Origin of the sequence: Actinocatenispora thailandica (assembly GCF_016865425.1) — a bacterium.
Taxonomy (GTDB): Bacteria; Actinomycetota; Actinomycetes; order Mycobacteriales; family Micromonosporaceae; genus Actinocatenispora; species Actinocatenispora thailandica.
Genome location: NZ_AP023355.1, coordinates 858452 through 880456 on the forward strand (window position 1 = coordinate 858452; position 22005 = coordinate 880456).

Here is a 22005-nt window from a genome sequence, read left to right on the forward strand (position 1 = left end):
GTGGGCGGCTCGTACGGCGCCAACGACTACCTCTTCGACCCCATCCTCGAATTCTTCCGCGAGGTCGAGGAGTGGGTGCCCGGTGTGCTCGGGGACGTCCTGCGGTGGTTGATCGAGATCCCCGCCGGCTCCGAGCACGGGCTGGCCGACGTCGGCGACTCCCGCACCAAGGCCGGCGACACCCTGATGAACGCGCTGCAGGACCAGTCGGTCCCGGCCGCGACGATCTACGAGAAGTACGTCGGCGACGGCGCGCCGGCCGCGTTCGCCGGCCGCGACGGGGATCTGCGCGACCAGTTGCAGTCGATCGCCCAGCAGCAGTACGACAAGGCCAAGATCGCCTACAACACCTCCAGCAGCATGGAGATGTCGAAGTTCATGGCCGCCACCGACCTGTACATGTTGGGGCAGGCCATCTACGCGGCGATCATGACGGCGGTCTCGTTGCCGCCGTTCGGCGGGCTGCTCAGCATCGGCGAGGTCGGCGGTGCGATGGCGGCCGCCGAGGCGGGGATCAAGAAGGCGCTCGCCGAGTTCCTGGAGAAGATCCTCGGTGAGGACGCCGTCAAGAAGATCAGCGAGCAGGGGCTGAAGAAGGCGGTCACCAATCCCAGCGTGCTGGGCCACCTGGCGACCGCGCCGATCAAGGTGATTCCGACGCTCGGCAAGGAGGCCGTCGAACACGCCCCGGACCTGTACAAGTTCGGCAAGAACGCGGTCAAGGACCTCGGCCCGAAGATCAAGTCCTCGGTGCCGAAGATCGTCGACCACATGCCGAGCAAGGGCGACATCGGCCACTACATCGCCAACGGGGCAAGGAAGAGCGGCGACGCGTTGAAGTACGCGGCCCGGCACCCGATCGAGACGGTGGGGCGTGGCGCCCGGGCCGGCGGCCGGGAGGTCTGGGACGGCGTCAAGGCGACCGGGCGTGGCCTGGGACGCGGGGCGAAGACGGCCTGGGGAGGGGCGAAGAGCGCCGGCCGGTTCGCCTGGGACTCGCGCGGCGGCCTCAAACCGAGCAACCTGGCCGCCCGGCACGCGGCCAACCACGCCGCCGAACGGTACGCGTCCCGGACCGCGGCGCGGGAGGCGCTGAACGCCGGAAAGGGCTTCAAGGAAGCGATGCGGGCCTCGGTCCGCGAGCAGGCGGAGAACGCGGCCGCCCGCAGCGCCGCGCGCACCGAGGCACGCAACGCCTTCCTCAAGGAGTACGGCGAGCGCGGCCTGGCCGGTAAGGCCGGCATGCTCGGGAAGGAGTTCGGCAAGGACGCGCTGATGAAGGGCAAGAACTTCGCCGCCTTCACGCTCAAGACCCAGGGCGTCGTCGACGCGTACCAGGTCGCGACCGGACACATCAGCGTCGGCGATGGTCTGAAGAACCTGTGGAACCAGGAGAGCGGCGCGCTCGTCACCGGGGTGCTCGGCGCACCGCTGAGCTTCGGGCGGCAGGGGATGCTGCCCGAGATCTCCGGCATGGTCGGCGGCACCGTGGCGTTCGATGCGGCCAGCGCCTACAGCTTCAAGGACCACCAGTTCCACTGGGTCGACGAGCAGGGGCACGAGAAGTCCGGCGGGTTCGGTGCCTTCTGGGGCCAGGAGAAGCACAACGCCGTGCACGCCGCCGCGTACGGCGCGATGGGCGGCGCCCAGCACATGCGGCTCAAGGCGGAGGAGTTCACCGCCCAGCAGGACCTCGCGACCGACCGACCGACGACGGCGTTCACTTCCCGTACCGGTAGCCCGGACGTCCGGACGCCGGAGAGCCGGACCACCGCCCCGGAGGCCACCCGGACCAGCACCCAGGGCAGTGGCAGCCAGGTGCGCGGCGACGGCGGCGGGCCACGGACCCGCTCGTCGACGCAGGAGTCGAACGGACCGTCCCAGCGGGAGCGCACGCGGTCCGGCGAGCCGTCGGAGTCGCGTGGCAGCGAGTCGGGCGACAACGGCTCGCGCGAGGCCCCGGAGCGGCGCACCGTGGTGCGTCCGAGGCAGCCCGAACCGGCAACCGGGCGGCAGGATCCGTCGCAGGGTTCGTCGGCCGAGAACCCGACCCATCGGGTGGCGCAGCGCCCGGAGCAGGCGGCCGGCGACCCGCAGCACGCCGGCGGTGGTCCCGGCCGCGGTTCCGAGGCGCCCGACCAGCCCCGCCAGCACGAGCAGGGCACCAACCAGCCGCACGAGGCCGGGCAGGGCGACAGCCAGCGCGGCGACGACGGCCGGCCGCACGAGGGCCAGTCGGGCGACGACGGTCGGCAGGGCGACAACCAGCAGGGCGATGGTCGGCAGGGGGACGGCCAGTCGGGTGACCACCGGCAGGGCGACGATCAGCGGCAGCCGGACGGCCAGCAGGGCGACGGCACGCGGCACGGCGACCAGCAGACGGAGCACCGCAGCTCGGAGGACCGGACACAGCGTCGGATCCGGCTCGGATCGGCCGACCCGGACGCGCACACCCAACACCGCACCCTGGGCGAGGACCTGGATCTGCTCGACCGCGGTCTGGCCAACCGGAAAGAGCTGGTCGACGTCGACATGGCGGAGGTCGTCCGGCACGCGGCGGCCGGCGAGGCGGCGCCGACGGTGCGGGTCGGTGGCCGGCTGCACGAGGTGCCGGAGCTGACCCGGCTGCGCGACACCCTGGTGGAACACTTCACCGTCGAGGGGCCACACGGCGAGCGGGTCCCGATGGGCGACGACGCGGCGATCCGCGAGCACCTGCGGGAACTGCAGGATCAGGTGCGCGCCGAGCTGAACGAGGTCCGCACCGCCGACCCGGCCACGCACAGCACCGAACAGACCCGCGATGCCGCGGGCTTCCCCACCGAGTCCACCGACCGCCGTCCGAGCTACCAGAGCCACCCGACCGACGGCAACCGGTACAGCCGGAGTGATCTGGATGCGCAGCCGGACCCGTCCCGGGCGACGGATCGCGAGGCGGCCCGCGACGAGTCCCAGAAGTTCGCCGACGACGTGCTCACCGAGCACACCCGTCGCTGGCTGCTCGACCCGTCGGGCGAGACCGTCGGCGCGCAACCGACCCGGGGGGCCACGCTGGTCGCCCCGGAGGGCGTGTTCCACAGCACCGGCTGGGAGGGCCGTACCGGCGAGGCGCCGGAGCCGGGGGTCGCGCCATCGGTGCACGACGTGGTCCAGGAACTCACCTACACCCCGCCGGCGGAGGTCGCCGAGGTACAGCGGCGCGGCGCCGAACTGCGCGACGCGACCGCCGAACTCGACCTGACCAACAGCCGCTACGAGGCGGTGAACGAGGGCATCCGCGGCCTGGAGGACCGGATCGCCGCCAAGCACCAGGAGATCGCCGACCTGCGGGCGGAGAAGCAGCGCACCATCGGCCGCGGCTACGACGGGCAGCGGATCCGGGCCGCCAACGAGGCCTACGATGCGCGGATCCGGCAGGCGGGCGAGGACCTGCGGGCGATGCAGGACGAGCATCGGGTGCGGGCCCGGCAGGACCTCGCCCGGGCGGCCCGCGACCGCGCCATCGCCACCGTGCGGCACGAGAACGCCGAGCGGCAGTACGCGAGGGCGGAGAAGCGGGCCGACCGGCGCCACGCGCCCGACGGGTTGCTGCGGCACCTGCCGAGCAACGCCAGCCAGGCCGAGATCGCGGTCATGTCCGACTACGCGCGGCACGTCGAGCGGCAGATCGACCCGGCCACGGTCGTCGCGGACGAAGCCCGGTACGGGCAGGAGGACTTCCAGCGGCAGGCGCTCGGCGACGACTACGCGGCGGTGCGCGCGGATGCCCAGCGGGACGCCGGTGGCGACCCGGCCGGGGTCCGCGAGCGGATGGCCGATGCCACCCGGGAGGCCCACCAGCGTCGGGTCCTCGGCGACGGCTACGACTCGCTGCGCGCCAAGGCCGAGCAGGGCGGTCGGGACGCGGCCACGGTCGAGGACCGGATGGCACGGCACACCCACGTGGCGGAGAAGCTGGCCGACGTGCGGGTGCACGCGTACGAGATCGGCGGCGACCGGCACGGCGAGATCTCCCATCCGGACCCGGTCACCGAGCGGAGCCTGGAACGCGCCGGGATCGACCACGACCGGCTCGCCGACGTGCTGGACGGCGCACTGCTCGCCGATCCGGAACACCCGAACCGCATCGTGCTCGGGCGGGCCGGCAGCGAGCTGCGCGAGTTCGGCGAGCAGGTGCCGGACCACCCCGACCACCTGGTGATCGTCGCCGAGCGCGGCCCGAACGGCCTGCGTTTCGACGGTCGCGACCTGTCCCATGCCGAGCTGGTCAAGGTGCTCCGAGACGTCGGACTGCCGCGGCCCGACCAGCGGATCGTGCTGGTCACCAGCGACGGCGGCAGCGTCGCCCGCGATCTTGCCCGGGAGTTCCGCACCGAGGTGTACGCGCTGCCGGAGCACGCCACGCTCGCCGGCGACGGCACGTTCGGCGTCGAGCGGCGGGCCGGCGGCGAGGAGGTGCCGGCCGGCGACGGCTGGCGACTTCACGAGCCGTACGGCACCAGCACCGAGGCGGACCTGCACCGCGAGTACCAGGACGCCCGCGCCGAGGCACACGAGCGCGGCTGGGAGGGGTACGAGCAGCGCGAGACCCGGCACGAGCCGAGCCAGCGCCCCGACCGCGACCAGCGACCGATCCGCCTCGCCGGGAACGGCCAGAGCGACCTGCACCGCGATCTGTCCGAGGAGGGCACCGGACGGCTGAAGACGCTGTCCAACGCCCGGATCATCGACCGGGTCGTGGGCGATCTGGGCCTCGACCGGCACCGCCCGTTGCGGCTCGACGAGCAGCGCGTCGCCGAGATCCTGAAGACGGAGGTGGACGAGCGCGACGACCCGGCGCGGCGCCGGCTCCAGCAGATCGTGGAGCAGGAGTTCACGCATCTGGACGCGGACGGCAACCGGACGCCGAACAGCACCACCGAGATCCGTCAGCGCATCGCCGAACTGCGAGCCGAGGCACGCCAGGAGTACGCGGATGCGCGGGCCGCGGGCGACACCCGCGCCGGCACCCCGGAGTACGGCGACCGGTTGGAGCAGGTCGGCGGGTCCGGCGGCGAGGGGCACGGGTACACCCGGTCGGAGCCGCCGTCGAGGCACCGGGATCCGAACAGCCCGGCGGATCGTGCCGATGCCCGCGCCAGGGCGGTGAAGTTCGCCGACGACGTGCTCTACGCCGATCTGCGGGCGTTCGCGGAACACCCGGACGATCCGCCGGCGCGGCCGTCGATGGCGACGGTCATCATGAGCCCGGACGGCACGTTGCACTTCAGTACCTCCCGGACGGGTGTCGCGGGTGATGGCGTGCCGGCGGGGACACACCCGCTGATCGCCGCGGACTACCACCTCGTCGAGCACCAGCTCACCGGACACGGCAACGGTGAGGCAGAGTTCTGGGTCGGCGACGCCAACCACGGCGGGAGCCCGGTCTGGTTCAAGGAGTGGAGCCAGCGCAACCCGGAACTGGCGGAACTGGCCAAGCAGCACGACGCGGCTCTCGACCGCCGCCAGGGGGTGCTGGACAGCCTCAGGAAGCTCCCGGCCAGCGCGCCGGAGCAGGCCCGGACGCGGCTGACCGAACTGGCGACCCAGCGGGAGACCGAGGCCGGGCAGATCGACCGGGCCCTGCAGGAGAAGGCGGCCGAGCAGGGCAAGCAGCAGGAACTCGCCGACTACAAACGGTTCAAGAGCCTGTACGACGCGGAGCGCCCGGACGAGGCCGGTCGCCGGCAGGAGTGGTTGAACCGCCGGTTGGAGATCGCCGAGCGGTACACGCCTGGCCGGGGGCACGGCCGCTGCTCCGAGGTGTCCGGGCTGTCCGACCATGCCAAGCGGCTCGACCGCGAGTACGACCAGTTGGGCCGGCGGGACGCGGCCCGGGTCGAGCACGCCAAGGAGTCGGTGCAGCGGCGCAACCTGGGCGAGCTGTACGACCGGCTGAAGGGGTCGGGTGCCACCGACCAGGAGCTGGCCCGGCACAGCTACGTCGCCGAACGGCTGCGCGAGATCTCGATCACCGCGCACCAGATCGGCGGCACCTTCCAGGTCGAGCACGGTGAGTACCGCGCGCCGTGCACGAGCTGTGAGCATGCGGAGCGGAATCTCGGCATCGTTCCGGATCACCTGCGGGAGATCGCCGACCGGGTGGCGCTGGGTGAGCCCAACAAGCTCGTGCTGGCCGAGCCGGGCACCGATCTCGCCCGGTACGCGGCCAACATTCCCCGGCACCCGGACGCGTTCGTCCTGGTGGCGCACGGCGAGCCGAACGCACTGACGTTCGACGGGTACCGGCTGAACCCGCGCGAGGTGCACGACCTGCTCGTCCAGGCGGGCTGGCGACCGGACCAGCGGATCGTCCTGCTCGGCTGCCGGGGCGGCGAGGTCCGCTACGACTGGCCGGGCAGCTTCGGCGCCGAGCTGCACAACGAGACCGGAGTGCCGGTCGTCGTCTCGCCCGACGCGACGTACCTGGCGCAGGACGGTTCGTTCGGGGGCGGGCCCGCCGAAGCCGGCACGGTTCAGAGCGCCGCGCCGCCCCGACCGGCCGGCGAGTACACCAACGGCCGGTGGGAGCTGATCGACGCCGACGGGGTGCACCCGGGCTACGACGTGCACGCCGATTTCGACAACGCGCGCGCTGCCGCCCACGAGCGGGCCGGCGGTACCGGGGAGTACGCGCCGCGCAAGGTGCGGCTGTCGGACACCGACGGGCACCAGCCGCTGACCCGGGTGGACGCCGACAACCCGTATGGCGGCGACCACGCGGCCGGGCTGGCCGAGGGCGTCACCCAGCGCGGCGCCGCGGCCGCCCCGGAACGTACCGGGCCGACCGGCGCGCAGGAGGGTCGGCCGGACTCCGGCGAGTCGGGTGGGCCGGAGTCGTCCGGCGCCGAGACCGGCCGGCGGGAGAGCGCGGCCGACGCCGCCGACCGCTGGCGGCAGCGGTACGAGGCCGACCGGCAGGCTCGGCTGGAACTGGTCCGGGACACCGTCGAGGCGCGGCCCGAGGTCGTCGAGCTGCGGCAGGAGCAGGCCGAGCACCAGCAGACCGAGCGGGAGCTGCGTGGCGAGGCGGCGGACCGCCGGGCCGACGAGGCCGACCTGCGGGAGCGCGCGGTCGAGCAGCGCCAGCAGGCCCGGCAGCACGCGGCCGACGCGCGCACCCACGAGGCCGACGATCCGCGCCGGGCCGAGCTGCGGGAACGGGCCGAGCAGGCGTCCCGGGACGCGCAGGACCTGACCGCCGAGGCCGACCGGGCGCGCACCGACGCCGACCGGCTGGAGCGGGCTGCCGACCAGGCGGCGACCCGCGCCGAGGGGGTCGAGGCGCGGATCGACCGGATCACCGAGACCGCGATCGCCGCCGACGAGCAGCTCGACCGGTTCGCGAACGACGCTGGCGAGCAGGGCCAGCCGATCGACCCGCAGCAGGGCCCGCAGGACTCCCAGTTGACCGGCTCCGATGAGCCGCCGTCGGTGCGCGCCACCCGACCGTACGGCCGGCCCGACGAGGTGGGTGGGGTCGGCTACAAGCCTCCGTCGGAGACCGAGCAGCGGGCGCTGGAGGAGGCGCTGCGCAACGCCTACGGGGAGATCGGACGGGCACCGGAGCCACAGTCCGGGTGGCTGCGCCGGCTACTCGGGCCCGGCGACGGGAACTGTGTCGACCGCTGGCTGTCGCTGTTCGACACCTACCTGCATGGTCGGCCGACGATGGCCGCGGAGCCCGTCTACACCGGCTACCGCGGCGGCGAGCCGCGGCCGGTGCCGCACGGCGACCTGCGGTCCAGGATCGACCGGGCGACCGGCGGTCGGTTCCAGACGCTGTTTCATCGCGATGCGGTGCCGGCCCGGGACGCGGCCGGCCGCCCGGCGGTGCCGGAGCTGCGGGCGGACCAGGCGTTCGCGCGGCTGGAGGAGCAGCTCCGGGCGGCGGGACACGGTTCCATCGCGGCGATCGGCGCCGAGTGGCGGGACGGTGGCGACCACGTCTATGCCGCGGTCAACCATGTGGGTGAGATCCTCTACGCCGATCTGAACACCGGCGACTGGTGGCGGGTCGCACGGTTCGACACGATGACCGGGGCCGAACGCTGGGTGGACGCCACGTCCGGTCGGGAAACCGGGTTGGGCGCGGGCGACGGCGACGCGCGGGTCTACGTCAACGTGGCGACCGGTGAGTGGCGCTACGACCCGATCTACCGGCTCGACGAGTTCCGCACCGTCGAAGCCACCGTGATCTCCGGCGACACCGGCCGGCCGGTGCCGTTCCACGACGTGACCATGCGCGATCCGGGCACGGCCACCGCCGACTACCTGCCGCACCTGCCCGAAGCCGAGCGCGGCACCGCCGGCGCCGAGTCGTACCAACGAGAACTCGGTGACGTGCGAGCGCGCGAGGACGCCGCCCGGCAGGAGGCAGCCCACCACGCCGGGTTGGCCAGGCAGCACGCGGAGCAGGCGCACGAACACGAGCTCGCCGCGGCGAGGCACCGCCGCGCCGTCGACGTGCAGCAGCAACGGCACGACGACGCGCGGGCGCGGGCCGATTGGCACGCCGCGCAGGCGCGCCGGCACGAGGCGGACATCAACCGGCTGACCGGCGCAACCGACCGGCGGTCCGCGTCCGAGTTGGCCTCGCACCAGCGCGCGGCCGAGCAGGAGCGCGCCGCCGCCACCCAGGCCCGCCGCAGCGCCGCCGGTCACCAGGGCGCCCGGGTCCGCGCCGAGCACCGGCTCGCCGAGGCGGAACGGCTGGCGTCGGCGGCGCGCGGGCACGCCGAGGACGCGATCCGAGCGCACGCCGACGCCGAGCGGGCCGCGGCCGCGCACCGGGCCGCCGCCGACCGCGCCGGCCGGGAGTACTCCCGCTGGGCGCGCGAGGCGAGCGACCAGCTGCGGGCGCGTTCCGGCGCGGCCGAGGCGGTGCGCGACAACTACCGGGATCGTGCCGACGGGCTGCCGGCCGGTGATCCGCTGCGCCCCCGCTACGAGCGGCTGGCCGACTACTACGACGGCATCAGTCGATCGGCCGCCGAGGCGAGCGACGCGTACCGGACGGCGGCGTCGGCACGGGACCGGGTCGGAGCACACGAGGATCGCGCCGCCGGCCGGGTCGACGAGGGGAGCGCCCCGAAGCGTCGGAGGCCGGCGCGGGCGACGGCGGGGAGGCGGCCGGCGGCTGGCACGGCGAGGCGGCACGGCATGCCGCCGAGGCCGAGCGGCTGCTGGAGCAGGCCCGGGTGCCGGACCGGGCGCGGGCCGAGGCGGTCGGCCGCGCCGAGGTGCACGAGGACGCCGAGCGCATCGAGCGGGAGACCTACTCCAGGCTGCACGGTTCGGGAGATCCGGAGGTGCGACGTACCGCCGAACCGCACCGCCGCGCCGCCGAGGAGCACGCCGAGCAGGCCCGGCAGTTCCGTGCCGAGGCCGATCGGGCCACCCGGGAACGCGACGAGCTGCTGGATGCGGTGCGTACGGCCCGGGACAGCCAGGCCGCCGCGGAACGGGCCGAGCACGAACAGCGAGACGCCGCGGCCATCGCCGACGCGCTGGCCCGCACTCGGCACGAGATGGCCGAGCGGGCCTCCGCCGAGATCCGCTGGTACGAGGAGGCTCCGCGCCCGGTGCCGCGTCCGGTCCACGCCGCCGGTGATCCGGGGCAGGGGTCGCGGCCCTCGACGGAGATGTCGCCGGAGCGCCGCGCTCGGCTGGACCAGGTGCTGTCCGCTCTGGATCCGGCGGTGCGGGCGGCCCGGGAGTTGCGTGCCGACCTGCAGCTCACCCTGCAGGACCTGAACGAGCTCGCGGAGCTGCGGATTCGACACGAGGCCGCTGTGGACGCCCGGCGGGCGGTCTTCGACGACGTGGCGCGGCTGATGAACCGGCCGGAGAGCGACCCGGAGCGGGCCGCCGCGATGCGGCGTTCGACCGAGGTGCAGCGAACCGAGAACGACCTGGGTCGGCAGCTGCGCGCGGCGCGTGCCGCGCTGGACGCGGAGCACGCCCGGGTCCGGCAGGTGCTCGCGGACCGTATCGCGGAGTCGTCCCGGCTGGCGTCCGACCTGGAGGCGCGCGGCGACGATCCGCGCCTCGTGGCGAGTGCGGGTGCAGCCCGCGACGCGGAGCAGGCCTATCGGCGGCTGGCCGACTCGTACGCGGCGGCGGTGGCGGAGGTGAACGCGTTCGGCAGCGCGCGCGCCGCCGTCGCCCGCGCCGAGACCCGGCTGGCGGGCGCCGCCGACACTCCGGGCACCCGGGACGCGTACCAGGGTGCGCGCGATGCCGCCATCCGCCGGCTCGAACAGCAGCGGCCCACGGCCACCGAGGCGATCGACCGGCTGTGGCGCGAGGTCGGGCAGGCCGAGGACCAGCAGGCGCGGCTCGAGCGATCGGCACCCCGTGCCGGGGAACCGGTCACCTCGGCTGCCCGGCAGGCGCCCGACCCGGCGACCGCGCCGGCACCGGACCCGGCCGCCTCGGTACCGGCCCCGGCGCGGCCGGCCGGTGCCGCGGCGGTGGGCGAGCCGGATCGGGTCGAGGCGCTGCCCGCCGAGGCGGTTCCGGGTACGCCGGGTGAATCCGTGGACCGGCCGGACGGCGGCTTCACGATCGCCCAGGGTGGGCGGCCGAACGTCGAGGACGCGGCGTACCGGGGTGAGCGGATCGCGGTCGTCGCCGACGGGATGGGCGGGCACAACGCCGGCGAGGTCGCGTCGGCGCTGACCGTCGAGGCGTTCCGGGCGCTCGACGAGTCCGGCGCCGGGACCGGCAGCCCGGAGGCGAACGTCCGGGCCATGGTCGAACACCTGCGGGCGGCGAACGAGGCGGTACACCAGGGCGGGCTCGCCGATCCCGACAAGCAGGGCATGGGTACCACCCTGACCGCGCTGATGGTCGACGGGAACCGGGCCACCCTCATCCATGTCGGCGACTCCGAGGCGTTGCTGCTGCGCGACGGCGCCCTGCACAGCCTCGCCCGGGCGGACGAGGTGTGGGATCCAGCGGAGCGCCGGCACCTGCTGAGCCAGGCGGTCGACGGCAGTGCGCTCACCCCGCAGGTGGTGCAGTTCGAGCTGCGGCCCGGCGACCGGATCGTGCTGGCCAGCGACGGCCTGCGGCCGTTCCACCCGGCAGACACCGACGGGATCACCCCGCCGCCGAAGCTGGTCGCCGACCGCGACATCGTGGACGTGCTCGACCGGCACCCGGATCCGCAGCAGGCGGCCGACCAGCTCGTACAGCTGGGGCTCGATCGGGTCCCGCCGGGGCGGCGCGGGGACAACGTCACCGCACTGGTGCTCGACCTCCCGGCCGCGCGGCAGGCGCCGGAGGTCGTGGCCGCCCCTGACGGCCCGGCCAGTACCGGCTCGCCACGAGCCACCGAGCCCACCCGCGAGCCGGCAGCCGAGCCGACGCCCGAGGCCGCGGTCGAGCCGACGCCGGAGCCGGCGCAGCACACCGGGCCGGACGCCACGGCGACCCCGCGGCCGGCCGCCGACTCCGCGGACGGCGGGTCGGGTGATGCCGGTACCCCTCGGCCGGCGACGGGGGCCGAACCGCCGCCGCGGCCGCGCCCCGCGCACGTCGAGGACCCGCGGCACGTGCTGGCCGGTGCCGGTGAGGTCCCGGCCGCCCACCGCGAGTTGTGGAACGCCCATCGCGCCGCCCTGGACGCCCGGCACGACGTGGTCGAACTCGATCGGCAACTCGCCCGCGCCGAGGCCGACCGGAGGGCCGGTGTCGACGGGGCGGCCGACCGGCTCACCGAGCTGCGTGGCCGGCTGGGCGAGGCCGAGCAGCGGCTGCGGGAGCACGTCGAGCAGGTGAGTCACGCGTTGGGCCGGGAGGCCGACGACTACCGGCATGCCGCCACGCTCTTGCGCAACCGCGCCGGCGACCTGCGCTACGTCGGGCGGGTCGATGAGGCGCATCGGCTGGAAGCTCGGGCCCAGCGGCTGCACAACGCCGAGTGGGCGCTGCGCAATGCGCAGGGGATCCACCTGAGGGCCAACGAGCGGATGGACGACGCCCGCGAGTTCATGCGCGAGCAGGCGGTGCTGCGGGCGGCGGGTGTCGACGAGGGCCACCAGGACGTCGTCGACGCGGGCGTCATCGCCGACCAGGAGTGGCACGGCGCCGCCGACCTCACCGAACGCTTCGCGGACAAGCTCCGGACCTCGATCGACCGGCTCGACGAGGTGCGGGACAGCGAGGACCGGACCGCCTGGCTGCCGGAGGTCCGCGAGCCGTCGGCGGGAGCGGCGGCACGACCGGCCGCGGAGGCCGGGGGTCCGTTCGACGGCCTGCTGGCCGGGCACGACGCACACCGCGCGGCGGTCGACGAGATCAGCCGGACGGTGGCGGCGACGGCGGCTGCGGGTGGCGAGTTGCGCGCCGCCGACGAGCGGCTGACCAGGCTGGAGGCCGACCCCGACGCCGACCCGGCCGCCCTGGATGCGGCCCAGCGGGAGCGGGACGAGGCGGCGGTTCGGCTGGCGGACGCCCAGGTGCGGGAGTTCGTCGCGAGCCGGTCGGTCTACGCGCCGGCCGAGCGGTACTCCCGGCTGACGGCCGAAGCCGTCGAACGGCATCGCGCGGCCCGAACCTCGGTCGAGGAACACGCCGCCGAGCTGCGTGGTCGGGCCGACGAAGCGGACGCCGAGCTGGCCGCACTGCCCGCCGACCATCCGGACCGGGCCGCGCACGCGGATCGGGTCGCCGAGCTGCGCGACACCGCCGACCGGTTCGACCGGGTCGCCGAGTCGCTGCGCGACGTCGAGGCCGAACTCGCCGCCGCCGACGCGCAGCACCAGAGTTCGCTCGCCGCCGGGCGCAGCGCCGAGCTTGCCGCGATCGAGCACGACCGGCAGGCCGCCGCCGCGGCTGATCCGGCGGAGCGGGAACGGCACCAGAGTCTCGCCGAGCAGGCCCGGGAACGGGCGGAGAGCGAACGGGCCGCAGCGGCCGAGGCGGATCGGGAGTTGCGTGCGGCGCTGGACCGGGCGGCCGACGCGCTGGCGACCGCCCGCACGCACGAGCCGCAGCCGGAGCCGGAGCACACGGCCGAAGAAACCCGCGAGGGGGCCAGCCCGGCCGGATCGAGGGCGAGGACGCGGACCGCCGGACCCGAGTCGCGGCGACCGAGGAGATCGACGACTCGGTACGCCGCATGCTGCAGCTGATGGGTGGCTCGCGGGCGAGTTCGGCGCTCGACCACCTGCTTGGCCGGGTCGGCATCGGTGACCCGGCATCGTCCCGGTCCGACCGGGCCAGCGTCCGGCTCGACCAGTTGCTGGGCAAGCTCGGCCTGGGGCGGGCGGCGACCTGGATACGGCAGGCGGAGCGGTCGGCGTTCGAACAGGTGGTGGCCGAGCGATACCTGTCCGGCCAGCACGGCGACGAGGCGCGCTACATCGCTCGGGCCCGCGGCTGGGATGGCACCGAGATCCGGACCAGGATCGAGCGGGGGCCGCTGCCGCCGGGGCGGATCGCCGAGGTTCGGGCACATCCGGAGAACGGCGAGCCGGGCGTGATCGTCGTCTCGGACCGGATCCACGTCGAGAGCCGGCAGGAGCTCGACCTGATCGTGCTCCGCGAGGTGGGCGATGCGCTGGTCGACATGCACACCCGCGCCGTCGAGGGCCCGAACGGGCCGCGGGCGGACCACCGGCGGCTGAGCCAGTGGTGGCACCACCGGGTCCGTACCTCCGGTGACACGCTCAGCGAGCACCGCAAGCCGGACTGGTACATGCCCCGGTTGACCCAGCGCGACCGGCAGCAGATCAACTACCTCGACCGGGTGCTCGACCTGCATCGCAATGCGGTGCAGGACCTCGCCCGGCTCGGGGATGCCGACCCGGCCGCGCCCGATCCGGCGGCGGATGCCGAGCGCCGCCGGCTCGGCCACGTCCGCGACCTGACGGACCGGGAGGCGGCGCGGCTGGCCCGCGAGCTGGGGGTGCACCAGTCGGATCGGGCGTTGTCGATGGTCGCCCGTCGGTTGACCTCCCCGCACGCCGCCGAGACGGTACGCCAGCACGCCGAACGACTCGCTGCCGAGGACGCGGCGCACCGCCAGCGGCCGGCGCTGGCGACCGGTGAGACCCGGTCCGCGCCGGGCGAGGTGCCTGTCCTGCGCCGGCTGATCGACGCCGACATCCCGGCGGCACCGCGGCCCGCGGCGGCGCCGGACGCTACCGCTGCCGAGCACCGCCGTACGCCCGCCGTGCCGGACGCCCGGGAGCTGGCTCGCGCGGTGTCGGCCGCCGACCGTGCGCTCGAACTGCTCGCCGCGCCGGCCGAGCATGCCGGCCAGCCCGGCGACGCCGTCGCCAGGGCCGACTGGGCGACCGACCCGGACACCGGGCTCCGGTCCGATCGGCTACTCACCGTGACCACCCGGCAGGGCCGCACCGAACAGGTCGACATCGGTGACGTGCTGGCCGACGTCGCACCCCGGATCACCGACGCGTCCGCGGATGCCGAGCTGGTCGCCCGGCTGGGGCAACGCGTCGACGCCGCGCTCGATCTGCACCACGAACCGGTGATCGGTGCCCTCGACGCGCTGGCCGACCTGCACGCGCAGACGCCGGACGCGACGCATGCCGCCATCGAGTCGCGCTTCGACCAGCTGTTGCACGAGACCGGCGTGCACGGCGACGACATGGCTCGACGGCTGCTGCGGGCCGAGCTGCGGCCGCCGGCGCGTGCGCTGCTGGATCGCGTCTACCGGGACACGCCGGTCGAGGAGGTGACCGAACCGGTCCCGGACGCCGCCGGCGCCCTCCCGCCGGTACCGGCCGAGGTGCGTGCCGTGTTGCCGGACGTGCTGGCTGCGCTGGAGGGGCCGGCCGGGCGGCATCCGTTGGCCAGGGCGTACCTGAGCGCCGCCGGCGACCGGGTGATCGGCCTCAGCCACGACGGTCGGCGGGCCGAGGTGGCGATCCCGCACGTCGCCGCCGATCCGGCGGTCACCGGCCCACATCACGAGCGGGTTCCGGCGCTGGTCACCGAGGCGCTGGCCCGCCGGTTCGCGACCGAGCTGCGGCTGTCCCGGGGCGACTTCGCCGAGCTGTCCGGCAACCCGGAGCTGGCCACCCGGTCGGTCCGGTTCGAGGCGTTGGCGCGGCTGCACGAGCAGTCGTACGGCACCCAGCGGGACGCGGTGCAGCGCCGCATCGCGAGCCTGCTGACCGAGCTGGGGCTGCGCGCCGACCTGCACGACGCCGAACAGCTGCGGGTGGAGTTCGGCCGGCCGTTGGGCGGGTACGAGCGGGCGCTGCTCGACGAGTTCGGCGCCGCCCCGCGCGAGGTGGAGCTGGGTGTCCCGCCGGCCGAGCACCTGCGCTTCGTGGACGCGGTGGACGCGGTGGTGGCGCACCTCGGTGCCGACGGTACCGGCCTGGTGCGCCGCGCCGAGTTGGTGGACGGCGCGACGGTCCGGGTCTGGCCGATGGACGGGCGGCCGATCGAGATCCGGTTGCCCGAACCACACGAGACGGCGCCCGCGGTGGCGGCCGAACAGCTGACCGACGTGGACGTTCGGGCCGCGCGCGAGCGGTACGAGGAGCTGGCGCTCACGACGGTCGGCGAGGCGATCGGCCGTGCGCTGGCCGAGCAGGCGCCGGGCCGGCTGGAAAGCTGGCCGCCGGAACAGCGCGCGCTGTTGCCGGAGGTCGGTGGTCAGCACGGCCGCGCCGCGGCGCATGCCCGGCTGACCGAGCGTGCGGCCGAGGCGCGCCGCGCCGGCGACGCCGCGGAGGCGGCGCGGCTGGATGCGTCCCGGCACGCGCTCGCCGACGAGATGCGGCAACGGGCTGCGGACACCGGCCTGGCCGAGCGCACCGGCGCGGAGGCACAGCCGGCGCGGGCCAGGGCGATGCTGCCGGGTGAACTGCGGCGGATCGTCGACGAGGTACGGCACGAGGACCTGCGCGACGGGCTGGACGGCCAGTTCGACGAGTCGGTTCGCGACGACGTGGCGACCGCGGTGCAGGCGTTGACCGGCGCGGAACCCGGGCACCCGGTGCGCTCGGCGGGACTCGACAACGGGCGACTGCGGCTGCGTACCGGCGACGGCCGGGACGTCGACGTCGATCCGCGCGGGGTGCTCGACGAACTCGCTACGCACGGCCGGTCGCCGGATCGTACGGTCGCCGCCGTCGAACGGCTGGCCGCCGCCGTGGACGACGCGGTGCGTCCGGCCGGCGCGGACGAGGCGGCACACCGCCGAGCGACCACGCTGTCCGCGCTGGCCGAGGTCGCCGGCCGGGCCGAGCTGCCGGCGGAGGTGCGGGACGCGGCGCGGCAGCGGTTCGCCGAGCTGGCGGCCGAGGGCGGCTTCGATCGTGGCGAGCTGCCGGCGGCGGCCCGGCGGCTGCTCGCCGACGGTACCGACCGTGGCGCCACCGTCGAGGAGATCAGCCTGGCGGCCGAGGGCCTGACCGCGAACGAGGCCGCGTTCTTCGACACCGTACGGGAGCTGCTGCCGGACCTGGTCGGCCCGGATCGGCAGGAACTCGCGGCTGGCCTGCGCCTGAATGCCGACGGCTCGCTGGAGGTCACCCGGCACAACGGCCGCACACTGCGGGTCGAGCTGTTCGACCGGGCCAACCGGGAACTGCCGGCCGACGGCGCCGGGCGGCGGGTCGCGGTCACCCGGGCCCTGGCCGAGGCCGTGGCGCAGGCCAGGTTGCGGCCACCGCGACTGGTGTCTCGCCTGATCCATCCGGAGCGGCGGCATGACGACATCCTCTGGAACGAGCCGTCCAAGGGCTGGCTGCCGCGTACCGTCCAGCGGTTGAAGTTCACCAGCCCGCACGACGCGGTACGTCTCGCCGAACTGCGCGCCCTCGGCCGACTGCACCAGACGGCCGATGCGGCCACCCGGGATCGCATCGAGGATGCGGTCCGGTCCCGGGCGCTGACCGAGGGCACCGACGGCGCCGAGCCGCGCCGGGAGTGGGTGGCCGACCGGGTCAGCGACGAAACCTGGCGGCTCCTCGCCGAGGTGAACGACGGCCACGACCTGCCGGCGCAGTACGAGGTCGTCCGGATCCTCGGCGAGGGTATCGACGGGTTGCGCATCGAACCGCGCACCGAGCGGGACCCGTCGCTGCCTCACCTCGCCGAGGTACGCGGCCCGCACGACCTGCTGCCCCAACGCGGGGTGAACAGCCTGTTCAGCGTCCGGCCGGAGCAGCACGGGATGAGTCGGCTGCTGGCCTCGATCGATCCCGGCATCGAGGTACGGGTCGAGATCGGCCACGTCGAGTCGGACGCGCTGTTCCACAGCGAGCTGGTGCGGTTCGACGGCGCGGACCGGGACGTGCCCGACGCCTTGGTCGACGCCCGGCAGGTCTCCCCGGGGTACTTCAAGCTCACCGTCCGGGAGGACTGGCCCGGCGGCGTCTCCGCCGAGCACATCCGGCGGGAACTCAACCGCCAGCTGGCGGACATGCTCGCCACCGAGCGGACCCCGAGCCGGCTGCCTTCGGTCCGTAAGATCCTGGCGACCGAGATCGCCGGACCGCTGGCCAAGGTGTCCGTGATGGCCGGTGCGCTGCTGTCCGGTTACCTTCCGCTGAGCCAGGGCACCGGCTCGTTCACCGCCGGCCTGCTGGGCCTGTTCGTCAGCGGCCCGGTGCTGGTGCACTACCTGCGGCACACCATCGACAACGTGCAGACCATGCTGCGCGAGCAGCGAACCAGCTGGAACGATCCCGATCCGCGGACCAACCTGCAGCGTGATCTCGCCGCGCTGCGCGACGCCGCGGATCCGCGACTCGCCGCCCGGGGTATGCGGGCCGAGCTGCCCGGGGCGAGCGGCGCGAGCCGGCCAGAGTTGGCCGGAGCGCACCCGGACGGTGGCCGGCGCCCGGGTGAGGGCGAGGGTTCGCCGGGCCCGGAGGGGGCGGCCGGGCCGGACGGTGCGGCGCCGGAACGGCAGGGCGCTGCAGGTAGGCCGGACGGTGCGGTGAGGCCGGAGGGTGCGACGTCGCCGGAGGGTGGACCGGGCCATGGCGCCGAGGTGGCGCGGCGGCCCGGCGGCGAGCTGATCACTCCCGAGGAACGAGAGCAACTGGTCCAGGCGGGTCGCAGCGCCGCTGTCGCGGTGCTCGACGGGCATCGGGTGGAGCACGTTCGCGCGCACACGGACAAGGACGGCACCCTGATCCTGCGCCGTGACCCGGTCCGGCACACCGAGCCACGTCCGGCGACCGGATGGGAGGACGCGAACGCCGACGGCACGCACCAGCCGGCCGTCCGGCAGGAGGGCGGGCAGCGGCCGGAGGGCGACGGCGGGAACCGCACGGAGGGTGCGACGCGGCCGGACGGCGGGGTGCGGCCGGAGGGTGAGAACCGTCCGGACGGGCCGGCGCACCCGGACCCGGCGCACCCGGACCCGGCGCACCCGGACGGGGCGGCGCACCCGGACGGGTGGCGGCACCGGCTGGCCAGCCGGATGTCGCCGCGGGTGCGGGTCCGCTTCGAACCGGCCGGACCGGGCGACCCGGCCACCCGCCGCGTCGGTACCAACGAGCACATCGTCTACGTGCCGCGCGAGGTGCCCGCGGGCCGGACGATGGAAGACGTGATGCGCGAGCGGCTGGGCGAGGTCATGTCGTCCGAGCGGCAACTCGTGCAGAAGTTCCAGAACCTGCGGACGAAACTCACCGTCAACTCACTGTGGGCGTCGGTGACCGGTGGCGCCCTGGCCGCCCTGCTGATCAAGGCCAACGCGCCCCAGCTCGGTTTCAGCCTGCTCGCCGCCGAGTTCGCCGGCCGGTGGGTCGGCACGACCGTCAAGCACTGGTCGGAGCGGATGTTCGAGGCGGCCGACATGTCCTCCGGGGCACGCGAGGGCGAGCTGAGCCGGTCGGTGCTCCCGGAGGAGACCACCAACGGCGCCACCGAACTGCGTGAGTACATCGAGAAACTGGCCTGGAAGGCCGGCCTGGACGAGGACGCCATCCGGGTGCACACGGGTGCCGCGAGCGAAGCGTCGCTGCGGGGGCGGCCGGGCGAGGACGTCGTGCGCGAGGCCAGCAACGCGTTCGGGGACCACGTGGACGACCTGCCCAAGGGCGTGCGGTTGACCGGGCCGCAGGTCCATCCCGAGCACCCGAACATCGTCCGGTACACCCTGTCGACGACGCGGTTCGGCCACCGGGTCCCGGGCCTGCGTGGCTTCCGGCCGGAGCGGCACATCGACGTCTACATCGTCCCGGAGGACTACCCCGGCACCGCCGCCGCGCGGATCCTGAGCATGAGCGACGACTCGATGGTGGTCGGCGCGTCGCAACAGGCGACCCATAGCGAGATCGAGAACAGCTTCCGCGAGGCGCGCGACATCGCCGCCCGCGCGCTGGCCCACAACAACCCGCGCGAGCTGCGGAACTACATCTCGCGCAACCTGGTCGGGCGGGCGACCGGTGCCGGTACCAAGTGGGTCGCCTCGGCGCTGGAGGGCTTCACCCAGAACTCGGCGATCGCGGTACGGGTGGCCGCGGCCGACTCGTTCCCCGGTGTGCTGGCCGAGTACCACGCGAACCTGCACCGGCACTGGAACGACTTCTCCCGCGGCCCGGGCGCCAGCCCGGTCACCGACGCGGAGCAGCTCAAGAAACTGAACACCCCGATCGGGCTGTCGATGTCCCGGCAGTGGGCGATGAACCGGCTGATGTCCAAGCACGACGCGGCGCGGGAGCTGCTGCGTCCGCTGCTGGACCACCCGGAGGTCGGGGACGAGGCGCGCCGGCTGTGGACGGAACTGGAGACGCCGGACCCGATCGACACGGTCCACGACGTGTACCGGTCGCTGCTGGACCGGAACGCGACCCTGCCCGACGACCCGGCCACCACCATTCATGACCGGCTGGGCATCCGGCTGATCAAGCAGACCGGTCCGCACATGTTCCGGATCGAGGCACGGCCGGATGCCGTGTCGGTCCTGCCGCGGCAGGAATTCACCATGGAGACCGTCCCGACGCGGTTCGACCACGATCCGGCGGCCGGCGATCCGGCCGACCGGCCCGCCGTCGACCTGCGGGTATCGGACGGCAAGCTAGTGGCGTTCGTCGACGTCACGAGGGATCCGGCCGAGATCACCGAGGCGATCTGGTCCGGTGTCGCCACGCACCTCGCGACGATCTACGGGATGTCCCCGCACGTCGCGGGCACCACCGACTACCTGCGCCAGCAGCTGATCAACTCGCTGCCGACCGTGGTCGGCCAGGGCGTCGGCGCGCTGTACAACGGCCTGCACCCGGTCGAGGTGACCAAGCACCTGGCGGGCGGCGCCACCGCCAAGGTCATGCAGGCGCCCGGGTTCGACGCGAAGTCGGTGAGCAGCTATTCGCTGTGGGTCGTCGGCGGCCCGGTGCAGGGTGTCGCCGACGCGTACGGCGGGCACTACCACGACTTCGGTGCCGAGCTGAAGAAGGGCCGGGCCAAGGCGTACGTGTCCTGGCTGACCGGTGAGGCGTCGCGGGACCTGGTCGGGAACATGGCCCAGAGCACGACCTCGCTGTACGAGTGGGACGGCCGCATCGACCGGGTGGTGTCCGGCGTGCTGGGGCTCCGCGACAGCCTCGGCCTCGGCGCCGGCGACTGGGCCGTGCCCGGTCGACCGACCGAGCCGATCCGGCTGACCTGGAGCGGTGCCGGCGAGCCACATCGGCTGGAACCGGCCAGTACCGCCGCGCCGGAGGTGGGGCACGGCAGCGCCACCGACCCGGATGTGCCGCGGGATCCGAACCTGCCGGAGCTGCCCGAGCCCACTCTGCCAGCGAGCTTCGCGCCGACCGGGATCGGCGCGCTGGACCGCGGGGTGGCACTGCTGACCGGCGGCGGGATCGGGGGCGACCAGGTCGGCGGGATCCCGGGCGCGATCGAGCACGTCACCGGCGGCCGGTACGAGCCGGTTCCGCATCCGGCGCAGTCCGACGTGTTCGGCGACGCCGTTCGCCGGCTCGGGCACGGCGCGACCGCGATCGTGGCCACCGAGCACGCCGACGGTGTCACCCGGCACTGGGTGGTCGGCAACCACGACGGAACGATGCAGGCGGTGCGGGTACGGCCGCCGGAGTCGCCCGATCTGGAGCCGGGCCCGGAGGCGTCGCCGAGGAGTTCGCGGCTCGGTGAGATCCGGCACGGGGCGGAGATCGGCCCGGACGGGCGGCTGGTCCGGGACCCGTTGCGCTCGCTGCTGGCCGAGCACGAGGCGGAGCACGGCCCGGCCACCGAGGTGCGCGCCGTGTTCATCGACCCGGCCGGGGACGCCTGGCATCGCACGGATCCGCTGCCGAACGCGGGCACTCGGCCGGGTCAGGCCGAGCCGGCGACGACCGGGCAACCCGGCGCCGACCCGCACCGCGCCGGCCCGCAGAGCGCCGACCCGCACGGCGCCGGCCCGCAGAGCGCCGACCCGCACGGCGCCGGCCCGCAGAGCGCCGACCCGCACGGCGCCGGCCCGCAGAGCGCCGAGCCGCACGGCGCCGAGCCGCACGGCGCCGAGCCGGCCGGGGCCCTGCACCTGGGCGACGAATCCGGGATCCCGTTGGGTACCCGCCGCGCCGATGGGGACGGACAGTGGGCCGATCTGCGCGCCCTGACCGGCCGGCCGCGTACCGGCCCGTTGGGCAGCGCGTACGGCGACATCCGGGAGCAGGACGGGTTCCTGCTGCTGAACCGCGACCGGGTCGATGGGCACGGCGTGGTGCACCGGGAGGACCCGGTGCAGGTGCTCGCGGTGTTCGCGGACCTGCCCGGCGATCTGCGGGCGACCACCGTGCCGTCGGCGATGCGGCATCTTGGTGAGCCGGTCGACGTCATCGTGCTGTCCAACCGGCTGGATCGGCTCGGCATCGGAGAGGCGTTCCACCAGCAGGCCGGTGCGCTGCTGGCGGCCCGGGACGCCAGCCCGCTCGATCGGTTCGGGCGACGGTTCGGTACCCGACCGGACGTGCTCACGGTCGGCTCCGACGGGCACGGCCGGCTGTCCGA

Annotated in this window: 3 protein-coding genes (1 of these 3 running past the window's edge); all 3 read left to right on the plus strand. The window is 74.7% G+C overall.

What is annotated here, in order from left to right; genetic code table 11:
* Tightly spaced (each overlapping or abutting the next), the 3 genes in view from Athai_RS03890 to Athai_RS03900 form a layout consistent with a single transcriptional unit that may run on beyond the window.
* The gene (locus tag Athai_RS03890; protein ID WP_203960195.1) at positions 1-9795 is read left to right on the plus strand and encodes a hypothetical protein; all 9795 of its coding nucleotides are present in this window, start codon (positions 1-3) and stop codon (positions 9793-9795) included.
* Positions 9684-13181: a protein phosphatase 2C domain-containing protein gene (locus Athai_RS03895; protein WP_203960196.1), complete on the plus strand. Its 3498-nt coding sequence runs from the start codon at positions 9684-9686 to the stop codon at positions 13179-13181. Before Athai_RS03890 ends, Athai_RS03895 begins: the two co-directional genes overlap by 112 nt.
* Positions 13169-22005, plus strand: partial view of a hypothetical protein gene (locus Athai_RS03900; RefSeq protein ID WP_203960197.1) — the 5' portion only. 7243 nt of this gene lie beyond the right edge of the window; only the first 8837 of its 16080 coding nucleotides appear in the window; it begins with the start codon at positions 13169-13171; its stop codon lies off the right edge, out of view. The genes Athai_RS03895 and Athai_RS03900 overlap by 13 nt, the downstream gene beginning before the upstream one ends.